Origin of the sequence: Streptomyces sp. NPDC001980 (assembly GCF_040296885.1) — a bacterium.
GTDB lineage: Bacteria > Actinomycetota > Actinomycetes > Streptomycetales > Streptomycetaceae > Streptomyces.
Map to the genome: position 1 here is coordinate 138,512 of NZ_JBEOYD010000008.1, position 14,546 is coordinate 153,057.

The 14,546-nt window shown below is 70.1% G+C and carries 14 protein-coding genes and 1 pseudogene; 8 read left to right on the forward strand and 7 right to left on the reverse strand.

Annotation, left to right across the window (positions count from 1 at the left end; translation table 11 throughout):
* Positions 1-137: 137 nt before the first annotated feature.
* The 3 genes from ABT137_RS14690 to ABT137_RS14700 all read right to left on the reverse strand — a co-directional run bounded on the left by ABT137_RS14690 (position 138) and on the right by ABT137_RS14700 (position 1,660).
* Positions 138-752 (reverse strand): hypothetical protein, encoded by a 615-nt coding sequence (locus ABT137_RS14690; RefSeq protein ID WP_351707845.1) that lies wholly within the window; start codon positions 750-752, stop codon positions 138-140.
* Positions 749-1,324, reverse strand: coding sequence for an RNA polymerase sigma factor (locus ABT137_RS14695; RefSeq protein ID WP_351708387.1), 576 nt, complete (start codon positions 1,322-1,324; stop codon positions 749-751). The genes ABT137_RS14690 and ABT137_RS14695 overlap by 4 nt, the downstream gene beginning before the upstream one ends.
* Positions 1,325-1,471: 147 nt before the next feature.
* Positions 1,472-1,660 (reverse strand): hypothetical protein, encoded by a 189-nt coding sequence (locus ABT137_RS14700; protein WP_351707848.1) that lies wholly within the window; start codon positions 1,658-1,660, stop codon positions 1,472-1,474.
* Between the two features lie 459 nt (positions 1,661-2,119).
* Here ABT137_RS14700 and ABT137_RS14705 point away from each other — a divergent pair, with 459 nt between their 5' ends.
* The 5 genes from ABT137_RS14705 (at position 2,120) to ABT137_RS14725 (ending at position 6,352) form a co-directional block, all read left to right on the forward strand.
* Complete coding sequence (locus tag ABT137_RS14705) at positions 2,120-3,085, forward strand: ABC transporter substrate-binding protein (protein WP_351707851.1); 966 nt, start codon at positions 2,120-2,122, stop codon at positions 3,083-3,085.
* Positions 3,082-3,855, forward strand: a complete 774-nt coding sequence (locus ABT137_RS14710; RefSeq protein WP_351707854.1) for an ABC transporter permease — start codon at positions 3,082-3,084, stop codon at positions 3,853-3,855. Before ABT137_RS14705 ends, ABT137_RS14710 begins: the two co-directional genes overlap by 4 nt.
* Complete coding sequence (locus tag ABT137_RS14715) at positions 3,852-4,628, forward strand: ABC transporter permease (protein ID WP_351707857.1); 777 nt, start codon at positions 3,852-3,854, stop codon at positions 4,626-4,628. The genes ABT137_RS14710 and ABT137_RS14715 overlap by 4 nt, the downstream gene beginning before the upstream one ends.
* Before the next feature lie 24 nt (positions 4,629-4,652).
* Positions 4,653-5,480 carry an ABC transporter ATP-binding protein gene (locus tag ABT137_RS14720; RefSeq protein ID WP_351707860.1) on the forward strand — a complete coding sequence of 276 codons (828 nt, stop codon included), beginning with the start codon at positions 4,653-4,655 and terminating at the stop codon, positions 5,478-5,480.
* Positions 5,481-5,665: 185 nt separating this feature from the next.
* Complete coding sequence (locus ABT137_RS14725) at positions 5,666-6,352, forward strand: response regulator (protein WP_351707862.1); 687 nt, start codon at positions 5,666-5,668, stop codon at positions 6,350-6,352.
* A 34-nt stretch (positions 6,353-6,386) separates the two neighbouring features.
* On the opposite strand, the gene ABT137_RS14730 is transcribed toward ABT137_RS14725, so the two are convergent.
* Complete coding sequence (locus ABT137_RS14730; RefSeq protein WP_502984516.1) at positions 6,387-7,589, reverse strand: sensor histidine kinase; 1,203 nt, start codon at positions 7,587-7,589, stop codon at positions 6,387-6,389.
* 380 nt (positions 7,590-7,969) lie between these two features.
* On the opposite strand from ABT137_RS14730, the gene ABT137_RS14735 reads away from it, so the two are divergent.
* Positions 7,970-9,475 (forward strand): subtype B tannase, encoded by a 1,506-nt coding sequence (locus ABT137_RS14735; RefSeq protein ID WP_351707868.1) that lies wholly within the window; start codon positions 7,970-7,972, stop codon positions 9,473-9,475.
* A 170-nt stretch (positions 9,476-9,645) separates the two neighbouring features.
* On the opposite strand, the gene ABT137_RS14740 is transcribed toward ABT137_RS14735, so the two are convergent.
* The gene (locus tag ABT137_RS14740) at positions 9,646-10,668 is read right to left on the reverse strand and encodes an SDR family oxidoreductase (protein ID WP_351707871.1); all 1,023 of its coding nucleotides are present in this window, start codon (positions 10,666-10,668) and stop codon (positions 9,646-9,648) included.
* 162 nt (positions 10,669-10,830) lie between these two features.
* Complete coding sequence (locus ABT137_RS14745; protein ID WP_351707874.1) at positions 10,831-11,880, reverse strand: aldo/keto reductase; 1,050 nt, start codon at positions 11,878-11,880, stop codon at positions 10,831-10,833.
* A 75-nt stretch (positions 11,881-11,955) separates the two neighbouring features.
* Between ABT137_RS14745 and ABT137_RS14750 the strand changes: the two genes are divergently transcribed.
* Both ABT137_RS14750 and ABT137_RS14755 read left to right on the forward strand, forming a co-directional pair.
* Complete coding sequence (locus tag ABT137_RS14750) at positions 11,956-12,492, forward strand: TetR/AcrR family transcriptional regulator (RefSeq protein WP_351707877.1); 537 nt, start codon at positions 11,956-11,958, stop codon at positions 12,490-12,492.
* A gap of 311 nt (positions 12,493-12,803) precedes the next feature.
* A pseudogene (locus ABT137_RS14755) lies at positions 12,804-13,030 on the forward strand (fumarylacetoacetate hydrolase family protein); the annotation flags it as partial.
* A 204-nt stretch (positions 13,031-13,234) separates the two neighbouring features.
* On the opposite strand, the gene ABT137_RS14760 reads toward ABT137_RS14755, so the two are convergent.
* Complete coding sequence (locus ABT137_RS14760; RefSeq protein WP_351707880.1) at positions 13,235-14,479, reverse strand: sialidase family protein; 1,245 nt, start codon at positions 14,477-14,479, stop codon at positions 13,235-13,237.
* Between the last annotated feature and the right edge of the window lie 67 nt (positions 14,480-14,546).

Here is a 14,546-nt window from a genome sequence, read left to right on the forward strand (position 1 = left end):
GCGGCGGCGACCGAGCCGCGCACGAGCCCCCTTCGGACCATGCAGGACGTCCCGAATACCACGGCCGTCTCGTCGTGGTACTCGGGAACGCCCCCGTTACTCCGGCACAGGAGTCGGTTGAAGCAGCGGCGTCACTTTCAGAATGCCTGGCGGAACTGCTGCCAGGTCTCGTCCGAGACCCAGTTCGCGCCGCAGCGGGGAATCGTGCCGTCCTTGTCGGCGGCCACGATGTAGTGCTGGCCGACCGTGAAGGTCAGCCGCTCCGGAAGGTCGGGGTCACTGCTCACCAGAACCGTGCGCGAGCCGCCACCGCGCAGCCAGTGATCGACGTGGAAGGTGACCAGGGGCCCCTTCACGGAGGTGACCGTCCCGTAGAAGAGCGTCGGGTACCCCGCCAGCTGGTCGGGAACGGGTGCCTGGCACTTGCCGACGGCGTTGCCGGGGAGGGTCAGGTTCAGCGAGGCGCCGGCCGTGGTCGAGTGGCCGTTGCCGGAATTCGCCGCGATTCCCACGGTGATTCCACCTCCCAGCAGCAGAGCGGCAGCCGCCGCGAGCCCGAGGAGACTGCGGCGCCCCCTTCCTGCGGTCGCCTTCGCCGTGTGCGGGGTGTCGGTGGCGGTGTTTTCCGATGGGAGCACGGCGTCGGTGTTCAATGCATCCTCCACAAGACGATCGATGTCGGGCAGCGGAGCTTGTGAGGTCAGTGCCGGGTCCGCTTCCCTCAGCAGGGTCAGCAACTCGTCGTCATTCACTGACTGCTCCTTCCTTCACTCATCTTGTGTCCGGGGCTATTTGCGTTCTTTCGCTCCGGCTGCAGTTTTTCGGCGAGTTTCTTTTTCGCCCGGTGAAGCCGCATGCTCACCGCATTGGGCGTCAGGCCGGTCACTTCCGCGATCTGACGTGGCGCCAACCCCTCCCACGCCCACAGTCGCACCACCTCACGGTCCAGCTCCCCGAGTGCGGCGAGCGCGACGTGCAGGTCGCCATGATCGGTGTCGGTTGCCGCAGGGGCCTGCTGAGTGTGCATCAACCGCTCCACCAGGCGGAGCCTGCGTCCGTCCGCCCGGCGGGCGTTGGCCAGGCAACCCCGTGCCACCCCGTAACACCAGGGGAGCACGTCATCGCGGTCGGGCGGGGAGGCGGTGCCGAGTCCAGGCACGTGATCGATGCGACGCCACAGCACCAGCATGGTCTCGGACAGGACGTCCTCGACCATGTCAGGGGCCGTTCGCCGCAGCAGATACCGGTGCAGGGGTTCCGCCACCACGTGCGCCAGACTCTCGAAGCGCGCGCGCCGCTGCCGACGCGTCTCCTGTTCCGTCATGGATTCCACGACCCGTCCGTGTCCGGCACCGGCCAGTTCCTTTCATCAGCACCGCCGTCGGGTCTGCGTCAGCGACCCGCCCGGCGCGGGCCGGGAGTTGACCGGCCCCACATCCTGGCAGGCGGCATCCGCCTCCTCACCCGGACTTCAGGCCGGCCCCGTCTCGATCGCCGCGCGGACCGCGGCATGACGGCACGGTTCGGCAGGTCCGCCGTCCAGGCCGTGCCGTGCGGCGAAAGCGGTGACCGGCTCGGGATCGGGCACCAGCAGCGCGGTCACGTAGGGGCGGGGGCTGCAGAAACGCTGGATACCGGCGCAGCGCACGGTCGGTGGCACCGGGGTAGACGTAGTAGTCGCCCGTGAGCCTCTCCACTCGGTCCATGGCGACGCTGGTTCGGGCGGAGAGCCCGTGGATCCGCTCCGGAGGCACGCCCCACGCGACACGGAGAGACTGTTCAGCGCGCAGCGCGCCGGGCCGCTTACGCGGCATCGACCTTTCGGTTCGTGCCGTCGATATCCGATCCGGCGGCAGACGTCGTTGCCGACCGCTCCTTCGCATTCTCCTCGGGCTGCCGTGACGGCCCGTACGGCTGTGACCGTACCCCTTCCGCGCCGTACGGCAGCTGTCGTACCACCCAGTGACGGTGCCCGGGGGATGTGCGGGTGCGCTCCGGACGACACCTTTGGCACGTCGAACCCGACGCCATGTCTTGACCCTTCGTCTTTCGCCCCACCACATCCCATTGCGCGCGGACCGGCCGGAACATTTCGGATGCGGCCGCGGGAGGACAGAAAATGCAACGCCTATTCCTCGGCCTCGCCGCCGCCTCGCTTCTTCTCGGGGCCACCGCCTGTGGATCGTCAGGCGGTTCCGGTGATTCCGCGTCAGCCAGTGGCGGCGTCACCCACGTCAAGGTCGGAGTCATCCCGATCGTCGACGTGGCCCCCGTCTATCTCGGACAGCAGAAGGGGATCTACCAGAAGTACGGTCTCGATGTCTCGATGACCACGGCGCAGGGTGGCGCGGCCATCGTGCCGGGCGTGGCCAGCGGCCAGTTCCAGTTCGGTTTCAGCAACACGACGTCGCTCATGGTCGCTCAGAGCAACGGCGTACAGGTGAAGGCGGTCTCCAACGGTGTGGCGACCACCGGCGTGGACGGCCACGACTACGGCGCACTCGTCGTGAAGAAGGGCAGTTCCCTCAAGTCCGCGAAGGACCTGGAGGGCAAGACGGTTGCCGTCAACACGCTGAACAACATCCTCGACACCTCGGTCCGCGAGTCGGTGCGCAAGGCCGGGGGTGACCCGTCGAAGGTGAAGTTCGTGGAGCTGGCCTTCGACCAGATGCCCGCCGCCCTGGAGAAGGGCCAGGTGGACGCCGCGATGGCGGTCGAGCCCGCGCTGACCACCGTATTGAACCAAGGGGGCACGGAGATCGCGTCACCCTACGTGGACGTGGCCAGGGATCTCACCGTCGCCATGTACTTCACCTCGCAGAAGTACGCGAAGCAGAACCCCCAGGTGGTGGACAAGTTCCAGAAGGCCACCGCGGAGGCGCTGGCCTACGCGGACAGCCACCCGGACGAGGTCCGGGACGTCGTCTCCACGTACACGGAGATCCCGTCCTCCGTCCTGTCGAAGATCACGCTGCCGAAGTGGCCACAGGACATCAGCCGGTCCTCGGTGGAGACCCTGGAGAAGCTCGGCGAGCAGGACGGCCTGTTCAAGACCGCCCCGGACCTGGATGAGCTGCTGCCGTGAAAAGTCCGAACATCGCACTCGGGGCGGCGGGGCTCGCGGCCTTCCTCGCCCTCGGCGAGGCCGTGCCACGGCTGGGCCTGGTCGACGCCGACTACTTCTCGCCCCCGAGCAGGATCGCCGGCGCGCTGGGCGCGGAACTCGGCGACGGCGCCTTCTGGTCGGCGCTCGGGAACACGCTGACGGGCTGGGTGATCGGCCTGGGAATCGCGTCGGGCGCGGCCATCGTCTGCGGCCTGCTCATCACGGTCGTGCCGTTCCTGCGGCAGGTGACGGCGTCGACGATCGAGTTCCTGCGTCCCATCCCGTCCGTGGCACTGATCCCGCTGGCCGTGCTGCTGTACGGCACCGAACTGCGCTCGGTGCTTGTGCTGGTGGTGTACGCGTCGTTCTGGCAGGTACTCATCCAGGTGCTGTACGGCGTCCAGGACGTCGACCCCGTCGCCGAGGAGACGGCGCGGTCGTACGGGCTGGGGACCTGGGCACGCATCCGGCACGTGATCTGGCCGACGGCCCTGCCCTACGTCATGACCGGGATCCGGCTCGCCGCGGCGGTGGCCCTGGTGCTCGCCATCACGGCGGAACTGGTCATCGGCGCACCGGGACTGGGGGCGCTGATCGCGGTGGCCCAGGCGTCGCAGGCCGTGCCCGACATGTATGCGCTGATCACGGTGACCGGAGTCCTGGGGCTCCTGATCAACCTGGGGGCCCGGGCGGTGGAGCGGCGGGCGCTGGCGTGGCACCAGTCCGTACGCGGGGAGGTGGTGTCGTGAGGGCGCTGACACGACAGGTGCTGTTCGCGGCCGGCCTGCCCGCGGTGCTGCTGGGACTGTGGTGGGTCGCCTCGGACGGGAGCACCGACCCGTTCTGGCCACCGCTGCGCACGATCCTTCGGACCTTCCCCTCGGTGTGGACCGGCGAACGCCTGCGCACCGACCTGCTGCCCAGTGTGCTGCGCCTGGCCTGCGGCTGTACGCTCGCGGGCGTCGTGGGCGTCGGCCTGGGCACCCTCATCGGTTCCTACCGCGGGGTGCGGGCCTTCTGCGAGCCCGTGCTGGAGTTTCTGCGGGCCGTGCCGCCCCCGGTACTCGTCCCGGTGATCATGCTGTTCGCCGGCATCGGCGACACGATGAAGACGGTGGTGATCGCGAGCGGCTGTGTCTGGCCGATCCTGCTCAACACGGTGGAGGGCGTGCGCGCGGTCGACCCGGTCATGCTGGAGACGGCGCGTTCGTATCACCTCCGTGGTGCCGGACGGCTGCGCCACCTGGTGCTGCGGTCGGCGAGTCCGCAGATCGTGGCGGGTCTGCGCCAGGCCCTCTCCGTCGGCATCATCCTCATGGTCATCAGCGAGATGTTCGCGGCGAACAACGGCATCGGCTTCACGGTGGTGCAGTTCCAGCGCAGCTTCGCCATCCCCGACATGTGGACCGGAATCCTGCTCCTGGGCCTGCTCGGATTCCTGCTCTCCCTCGCCTTCCAGTTCGCCGAGCGCCGGGTGCTCGGCTGGTACCACGGCCTGCGCGCATCCACCCGGAGGTCGTGAGTGAACATTCCGAAAGGGCGAACCATGCTCGACGTACGTGGTCTGAGGAAGACCTATCAGGGGTCCGGCCGGCAGGTGGAGGCGGTCCGCGATCTCACCTTCACGGTGAAGGCCGGTGAACTCGTCTGTCTGGTGGGCCCGTCGGGCTGCGGCAAGACGACCCTGCTGAAGTGCATGGGCGGACTTCTCAGCCCGTCCGCAGGACAGGTGCTCCTCGATGGTGAACCGGTGACCGGGCCGCCGCCCGGAATGGCGATCGTCTTCCAGGAGTACGGGCGCAGCCTCTTCCCGTGGCTGAAGGTCGGCGACAACGTCGACCTGCCCCTGAAGCAGAAGAAGACACCCAGGGCGGAACGCCGAAGGCTGGTCGCCGACGCCCTGCGGTCGGTGGGGTTGCCGGACGCCGCGGACGCCTATCCCTGGCAGTTGTCCGGAGGTATGCAGCAGCGTGTCGCGATCGCCCGGGCGCTGGCCTACGAGCCCCGGGTCCTCCTGATGGACGAGCCGTTCGCGGCGGTCGACGCGCAGACCCGCGCCGACCTGGAGGACCTGGTGCGAGCCCTGTGGCAGGAGCGCGGGATCACCGTCCTGTTCGTCACGCACGACATCGACGAGGCAGTCTACCTCGGCGAGCGGGTGATCGTCCTGTCCGCCTCGCCGACCGTCGTGCAGGACGAGCTCCGGATCGATCTGCCCGACGAACGGGATCAGCTGCACACCCGGGCCGCCCCGCGCTTCACCGAGCTGCGGACTCACGTCTACGAGCAGATCCAGGCGGCCAAGCGAGCGGGCCGGGCAGGGACGTCCACGCCGTCGGCCGCATCGGCCGCCGGCGGGCATCCGGCGGGCTGAACCCGGCCGACGGTCGTCCCGATCACCGCCGCCGTCAGCGTCCCGGCACCCGGGCGGACGGCGGCGGCGCGCGTCGGTGGACTGAGCGGGCCTTCCGCGGGCCGGGCAACAGCCCGGTGACACCCTGCGCGACCGCCGCCGCCCTACCCGGAGACGGGATCTCCGTTTTGCCGTAGGGTGAGGGCATGAACGACGCCTCGATCCGGGTGGTCATCGCCGACGACCAAGCTCTGCTGCGGGGCGGATTCCGCATTCTGATCGACTCGGCCGACGACCTGGAGGTGGTCGGAGAGGCCGAGACCGGCCGCGAGGCCATCGAGATCGTCCGCCGGACCACCCCGGATGTCGTGCTGATGGACATCCGTATGCCGGAGCTGGACGGACTGGCGGCCACGCGGGAGATCGCCTCGGATCCGGACCTGGACGGCGTGCGCATCGTGATCCTCACCACCTACGAGGTGGACGAGTACGTCCTGCAGGCCCTGCGGGCCGGGGCGTGCGGTTTTCTGGGGAAGGGGATGCGCCCCGCGGAACTTCCGGAGGCCATCAGGGTCGCTGCCCGCGGCGAGGCCCTGCTGTCCCCCCGGGCCACTCAGTCGTTGATCAAGAGATACCTCGCGCTCCCCGAAGGACCGCCGCCCGTCCGCTCCGCGGAACTGGCCGAACTCACCGACCGTGAGCGGGAGATCGTGGCGCTGGTGGCCGAGGGACTGTCCAACGAGGCGATCGCCGACCACCTGATCATCTCCCGCCAGACCGTCCGCACCCATGTGCACCGCGCCATGGCCAAACTCCGGGCCCGGGACCGGGCACAGCTCGTGGTGACCGCCTACCGGACGGGGCTCGTACGCCCTGCGGCCGCGGACCGGTAGCCCCGGGCCACGAACGCGCTGCCGCAGCCGTGGCTCAGGGCTTCGTCCGGGGTGCGGGAAGGAACGCGTCCACGCTGAACACCTCGGGGCCCTCCTGGACGTCGAGACGACCACCGACGGAGGCGGCCCGCTCGCGCAGGCCCAGCAGGCCACGACCGGTGCCCCAGCGCTCCGGGGAGGGCAGCGGGGTCGTGACGGAGGAACCCCGCCGGACCTCGCCGCGGACCACCGGGTTGACCACCGTGATCCGGAGCCGGTGCGCGGCGAAGGACAGGCGGACCCTCGCGGTCGGGGGCGTCGCGTACTTGAGCGCGTTCGTCAGCGACTCCTGGATGATGCGGTAGCCGGCCACGCTGACGGCCGGGCTCAGGTCGAAGGCCCTTCCGCCGCTTTGTATGTCGATCGCCAGGCCGGCGGCCCGGAAGCCGTCGAGGAGATCGTCGAGGCGGTCGAGGGTGGGCACGGGCTCCGGCGGGAGCGGCTCGCCGTCGGGCTGGCGCAGGACGGTCAGCATCGTGCCGAGTTCGGCCAGTGTGCTGCCGCTCGCCGCGATGACGTGCTCGATGGCCGCTTCTGCCGCGTCGGGCTGTCGGCGCAGCAACTGGACGGCCGCCCCGGCCTGGAAGTTGATCACGGTGATGCTGTGGGCCACGATGTCGTGCAGGTCGCGGGCGAGACGCAGCCGCTCCTCGGCCACCCGTCGGCGCGCCTCCACTTCCCGGGTTCGCTCGGCGCGCAGGGCACGGTCCTTGATGGCCTGGATGTAGGCGCGGCGGTTCCTGGTGGCATCGCCGATGGCGGTGGTCGCACCGAGCAGGGCGATCAGCACGAGGTTGCCCGGGTCGAGGAGATGGCGCCCCGTCACAAGAAGCGTGAGGATCGGGACCACGATCGCGGTCACCGTGCCGGTGATCAGAGCACGGGTGCGCGGGGCCGCCACAGCCGCGGAATACAGGGCCACCAGACAGCACACTATTCCGGGGCCCGGCTCCCCCGTCCACAGGAGGGCCGCAAGGAAGACGGCGGTCGTCGTCGCCAGCACGGCCAACGGCATACTCCGTCGCACCGTCAGCGGCCCCGCCGAAAACACGGCGAGCAGCGTCGCGAGCCATACCGGGGCACCCTTTTCGAGGAACCCCGGGAAAAGGAGGGCCGCACAGGCAGCGGCAAGCAACCCGTCGACGAGGAACGGGTTGCCTGGCGCCCGGCTCCGGATTCCGTGCAGCACTCTCACCATCGCCGGACTCCGGCCGGTCTTTTCTCGCGGCAGCGCGTGCCCACACACTTCACGCCGTTCACGGTACGCGCCGCAACCGGCCCGGACACCCTGCCCGTCTCGTCGTACCGCTGCCGTCCTGACCGCGGTGGCCGCCCGGACCCCTGGCTCGATCTGCACCTTTCCCGGAACCCGAGGGATTCGGTGGCCGGTTCGCCCTACGCGGACCCACGTATGCGGCCCGGCACGATACGGCAGGCGCCGTATGCGCGAAAGACGGTATTCAGGGGACGCGCGAACCGGTTTCCAGAAGGCAGTTTGAACACGTCGCACCCTCCACACGACGAAACCCGCACTCCGACAAAGGTGATGATGTGAAGCGCCGAATATTCCTTTCCGGTATGGCAGCCACCGCGGCGGGCGCGACCGCCGCCTGGTACTACGGCGGAACGCAGGGCGCGGCGGCGTCGACCGGAAACCCGCTGACGTTTCCCAGGGACTCCTGCACCACGAAGACCCAGACCATCACGACGGCAGACGGCACCGAGAAGAGCGTCACCTACCGGTTCTGGGAGAACGTCGTATACGTCGCCAACCCGGTGGACCCGACCTACCAGTGCCTCAACGTCCAGGAGCCGATCGAGATCGACGGGCGGGCCATCGACGCCTCCCACGCTCCGATCTTCTTCTCCATCCCGCTCGGCGGCTTCCTCTCGGGCACGCCCGCCGGCGGCACGAACCCCGGCGGCGGCTTCCCCGGTGCCACCCCGACCGCGACGGCCACGGCCGGGGGCGCGCTGCCGCCCGGGGCGGGCGACCAGGGCGTCAACTCGGCACTGGCCCTCGCCGCCGGCTACGTCGTGGTCACTTCGGGTGCCCGGGGCCGGGAGAACGTCAAGGACGGCAAGTACTACGGCAAGGCTCCCGCCGCCCTCGTCGACCTGAAGGCGGCACTGCGGTACGTCCACAGGAACAGGGGCGTGCTGCCCGGCAACCCCAGCAGGATCATCACCAACGGTGGCAGCGCCGGCGGCAACTTCTCGTCCATGATGGGCGCCTCGGTGGGCAGTGCGCTGTTCGACTCCTATCTCCGGGAGATCGGCGCGGCGGAGGCGAGCGACGCGGTGTTCGCCTCCGCCGTTTTCTGCCCCATCATCGACCTCGGCAACGCCGACAAGGCCTACGAGTGGATGTTCGGCTCGGCCAAGCTGGACGGCGAGCTGGTCGACCGGACGGCCTCGAAGGAGCTGACCTCGCAGTTCGCGGAATACCAAGCAGCCCTCGGCCTCCATGGCGTGGGCCGGTTCGGACGGGTGACGGCCGCCAACTACGACCGGTACCTGCTGGAGAACTACGTACAGCCGGCCGCGACCAGTCACCTGCGGGCTCTCCCGGAGGCCGACCGGACGGCCTACCTGACCGCCAACCCCTTCATCGAGTGGTCGGGCGGCAAGGCGTCCTTCTCCTGGGACGGCTACATCGCGCACATCGGCCGGTCCCGTCCCGTGCCCGCCTTCGACGACAAGTCCCTGTCGGAGCCGGAGCCGGGTTACTTCGGCGACGAGACCCACAATGCACGGCACTTCACCGACTTCGGCCTTCGGTACGCGACCGGTGACAAGACCGCCACGGTCGACAGCGACATCCCGCACAAGGTCATGCTGACCAACCCGATGTCCTACCTGGAGCAGCGCAACCCGCGGCGGGCGAGGCACTGGTGGCTGCGTATCGGCACCAGCGACACCACGCACTCCCTGACCGCGATCACCAACCTCGCCCTCAAGACACAGAACCTCGGCGACGACGTCAACCTCAAGATGTACTGGGACGGTGGCCACGGCGCCAACGAGGACCCGGGCGACCTGATCAAGTGGATGGGCGAGATCACCGGCTACACCGTCGGGTAGCACGACGGCCGAGCCCGGCCGGGCCGGGACGGAAAGCGCAGAGCACACACCTGGGCGGGGTACCTGACGGTGCCCCGCCCAGTGGTCGCGAGAAGCACAGATCATCGATCTCGTTCTCCGCTGACCTCGTGCGCCGCGGCGAGTTCCCCTGCCGCGTGCTCACGGGCCGGTCACTGCCCGATGCCGTGGGCGAGGAGGCTCTCGGCGGTCTCCGCGATGGTGTCCTCGATGGGCCGCGCCCGCCACCCGAGAAGCCGCTCCGCCTTGGCGCTCGTGGCGTCGAGATCCCGTCCCAACTGGTGCCTCAGCAGTCGCAGTTCCGGGTTCACGGTGCCCAGTGCTCGCGCGAGCCACACGGGCAGTTCACGGGCCGGGGCCTTGGCGGCGCGCTCCCCCAGGCGGTCACGCAGAATGCGCGCGATCTCGACAACCCGCAGGCTGTGCCCGGCGGTTGCGAGGAAGCGCTCGCCGGCGGCCGCCGGATCGGTCATCGCGCGCAGGTGCAGATCCGCGACGTCGCGCACGTCGACGAAGCCCATCCCGAAGGGAGGACAGGCAGGCACCCGTCCCTCGATCATTCTGCGCACGAGGCGCAGGGAGGGCGGGTCGTCGGGGCCGAGCAGTGGTCCGAGGACCCCCACGGGATGAACCACTGCCAGTTCCAACCCACCGCCTTCGGCGGCGACGAACTGCCAGGCGGCGCGCTCGGCGAGCGTCTTGGACCGCTGGTAGGGCGGGATGTCGCTGTCGACGTCGGTCCAGTCCTCCTCGGTGAACGGGGTCGAGCGCGGTGGGTGCCCGATCCCGATGGCGCCGAAGGCGCTCGTCAGGACGACCCGCCGCACGCCTGCGTCCCGGGCGGCGCGCAGCACCCTCAGGACGCCCTCCCGTGCCGGGACCACCAGTTCGTCGTCGGTCGCCGGTGTGCGGCGCAGGGTCGGCGAGGCGACGTGGAGGACGAAGTCGCAGTCGGCGACGGCGTCGTCCCAGCCCTCGGGGTTTTCGAGGTCGGCGCGTACGACCGTCAGACGGTCGTCGTCGAACGGTGCGGCCGCGTGCAGCCACGAGCGCAGGGCGGGCTCGCGTCGCAGGTCGCGGACGGTGGTGCGGACGGTGTGCCCGGCGTCGAGCAGGGTCAGGACGCACCAGCTCCCGATGAATCCGGTCCCTCCGGTGACCAGTACCTGTGCCATCTCTGTCTCCTCAGCTCGCGACTCGAAAGCTCGCGACTCGAATACGGTCGCTGCCCTGGCGGGGCGGCGGGTTCTGCCGTGCCTCGGTGGCGACGAACGGTGGTGCCGGACTCCGCGCCCCGGGGCACGAGCGGGCAGCGGCGGCGGCGCTGACGACGGGGTTCACGCGAGAGCCATACCGGGAACGCGCTTGCGGATGGCCTCCATCTCGGCCTCGTCGGAGACGCCCTGCCAGTCGTACCGGGGGGTGTACGGGGCCTCCAGGGCGCGCACTTCGTCGTCGGTGAGCTCGATGTCGAGGGAGGCCACGGCCTCGTCGATCTGCCGGATCGAGCCGGCGCCGACCAGCGGCGCGGTGACGACCGGCTGGCGGCGCAGCCAGGCGAGCGCGACCTGAGCGCGGCCGGCGCCGTGGGCGTCCGCGACCTGTCCGACCGCGTCGACGATCGCGTGGTTGGACGCCTCCTGCTCGGGCGAGTAGAGGGTGTCGGCGTACGCGCCATCCGTCTCGGAGCGCGGTGTCGAGCGGGCGTCGTCCCACGCGCGGGCGAGACGGCCGCGGGCCAGCGGCGACCAGATGATCGTGCCGACACCCTCGTCCAGGCAGAGCGGGATCATCTCCCGCTCCTCCTCGCGGGCGAGCAGGTTGTAGTGGTCCTGCATCGACACGAACCGCGCCCAGCCGTGCTGCCTCTGCAGGCGCAGTGCCTTCGCGAACTCCCAGGCGTGCATGGACGAGGCGCCGAGGTAGCGGACCTTGCCGGCCTTCACGAGGTCGCTGAGCGCCTCCAGCGTCTCCTCCCACGGGGTGGCGTGGTCGTTGCGGTGGATCTGGTAGAGGTCGATGTAGTCCGTGCCGAGGCGGCGCAGGGAGTGGTCGACCTCGGTCATGACCGCCTTGCGCGACAGGCCGCGGCCGTTCGGTCCGAGCCGCATCGGGTGGCGCAGCTTCGTGGCGACCACCACGGCGTCGCGGTCGGCGAAGTCCTTGAGCGCGCGGCCGAGGATCTCCTCGCTGGAACCGTTGGAGTACATGTTCGCGGTGTCGAAGAAGTTGATCCCCGCCTCCAGCGCGTGCCTGATGAGCGGGCGCGCCTCCTCCTCGCCCTTCGACCAGACGGGGTGCCCGCGGTCGGGTTCGCCGTAGGTCATCGCGCCGATCGCGATCGGGGACACGTCCATACCTGTGGTGCCGAGCTTGATGTACTGCATGACGCCCCTCTAAAGTAAGTGGAGAACTCTCCGCATAACGTAGTGGAGAGCTCTCCACTTAGCAAGTGAGGTCCCGTGGTCCGTTCAGACGCCCGTGAGAACAGGGCGCGCATCCTCGCCGCCGCCCGCGAAGCACTCGCGGCGGACGGCAGCACGTCGATGAACCAGATCGCCCAGCGCGCGGGGGTGGGCGCGGGCACCCTGTACCGCAACTTCCCGACCCGTGAGTCGCTGGTCCTGGCCGTCTACCAGGACGAGGTGGTACGCATCGTCGGCACGGTGCCCGACCTGCTGGCCCGGATGCCGCCGCTGGAGGCGCTCCGCCACTGGACGACCGGCCTCGTCGAGGCCATGCGCAGAAAGCACGGCCTCGGCGACGCCCTCGGCCCGGGCGCGCACCAGACGATCACCGAGCAGAGCTACGGGCCGGTCATCGCCGCGATCACCGAACTCCTCGACGCCGGCAAGGAGGACGGAAGCATCCGTGTGGACGCCGACCCCGGCGACTTCCTCCAGCTGACCGGCGCGTTGTGGCGCGCCGCGTCCAGCCCCGAGGACCGGGCACCCCACATGCTGGCGCTCATCCTCGACGGACTCCGCACCCACCGGTAGGCGCCGCGCACACGCGGCCCGGCCTTCGCCGGCGCCCCCGGCGGCCGCTTCCTCCGGCACCTCGTCATCGGCGCGGTCGCCGGCGACCCGGCCATCGGCGGATGTGGTTCAGCCATGTCGTGGATGAGCCGGACAGCGGATTCGGATCGCGCGGAGGATGGTGGCCGGGTTCCGGTCGACTCATGGTCGTCCCTTTGATCGCGGCGCACGGCGGCGGTGGCCTCCCCACCCACCTCGGCCGCTCCGACCACGCCTGGCGGGCCCGCCCCGACGCCCGCGGCTGCGCCCGGGAGCCGAGCAGCTACGTGCGACGTCCCGGAGACGTCCTCGGCTCCGGAACCTGCGGCAACGGCGGTGCCTGGCCGAGCCGTGGGGCGTGCGCGGCAGGCAGGACCCGCCGCCGCTGCGGCCCGGCGACACGGTGACGCTCACCGTCGAGGGCATCGGCACGGTCTCCTACACCGTGGTGCACGGCGCTGATCCCGTGCCGGTGGCGGCCGCCCGGCGGCGCTCCCGCGAGCGGCCGTCGGAAACCTGAACCGGTGACATGGCCCGGCGGACTGCCCTGACGACACGCGGCCGTGGTCCGGACCGCATGAGCCGGAGAGGGAGCTGCGTCGTGGAGGTTCCGCCCCGCTCGAACAGGGCGGCCGGCGCCTCGCCCGTGGCGTTGAACGCCGCCTCGGCCCGGTCGAGGATCGCGGGGTCGTGTTCGACGTGACGTTCGACGAGAGGGGCACTTCTACCGGCCGTCGGCCGACAGTTCCTTCACCGGAACCCGCCGGAACTCGATCGTTTCGTAGGCCGTCCGGACGCCCGTTTCGTACAGGATGCCCACACTCTCGCCGTCGGTCTGAACGAGGTCCGAGTACCCGGCCTTCCGCGTGGACAAGGTCAGCGCCTTGCTGAAGGACCGCCCGCCGTCCGTACTGCTCCACAACGCCATCGCCGCGCGGTCGGCCGGCACGGAGGGCCCCGAGAACAGCAGGTTCCCTCCCTCCCCGGCCAGTTGCAGCACGCTCCCCTCCACCAAGGGCACGTCGTTCAGCGAGCGCTGCTCCGCATAGCCTCGGTCCAGGCCGGCACCCCCGTCACTGGAGTAGGCGTCCAGGCGGTTCCCCGGGCTCGTGCCCTTCTGGTTCCGGGCGTTGAAATACAGTCGTCCGTCAGGCAGTTGAGCCGCTGTCGACTCGTTCGCGTTGTAGACGCCCTCGTAGGAGTCATCGATGAAGCCGAGGTGCCAGGACCTCCCCCCGTCGTCGCTGTAGATCGCGTGCGCCCCGTAGTACTTGGGCTCCTGGCCGGTGTCCGGCGAACCCGGAGGCGGCGCGGAAGAGTGGTTCGCCGGGACCACCAGCCGCCCCGCGTGGTCACCCCGCGTCAGCGCGACGGCGTGGCCCGGTCCTGTGGCGTACCAGCGCCAGTCCGGCCTCTTCACCTCCGACGTGATCTCCCGCGGGGCGGAGAAGGAGCGTCCGTCGTCCTCGCTCGTCTGCACGAAGACCCGCCGGCCCTGCTCGCCCGTGGCCTCACCGCGCAGAATCTGCGCTTCGGTGACGTCACCGTTGTGGTACGAGGTGACGAGCACGATGTTCCCGGTCCGGGGATCGACGACCGGGGACGGGTTGCCCCGGGTGTTCCCCTCGCCCTTGGCGACGACCTGCAGCCGCCCCCACGTGCATCCGCCGTCCCACGACCTCCTGAGCACGACGTCGATGTCGCCGTGGTCCGCCCTGCCACCGACCCGGCCTTCGGCGAAGGCGAGCAAGGTCCCGCCGCGCGTGCGGACGACGGCGGGTATGCGGTAACTGACATAGCCTCCCGTGTCCGAGGCGTACGGAACGGAGGAGACGCATCTTCGGTCCGGCTGGGCGTCCGCGCTGCCGGCCCCGTCCGCCCAGGGCCGGTCCAGGACCACGAGCGCCGCGATGCCGATCGCGACGGCGCCGAGCACGGACATACGGCGGCTCGGGAAAGGACGGCTCATTGCTCTCCAGGTCAGCGGGACAATCCAGCCGAACCTAGAGGCGTGGCTGTGACGCGGCAACGCCTTT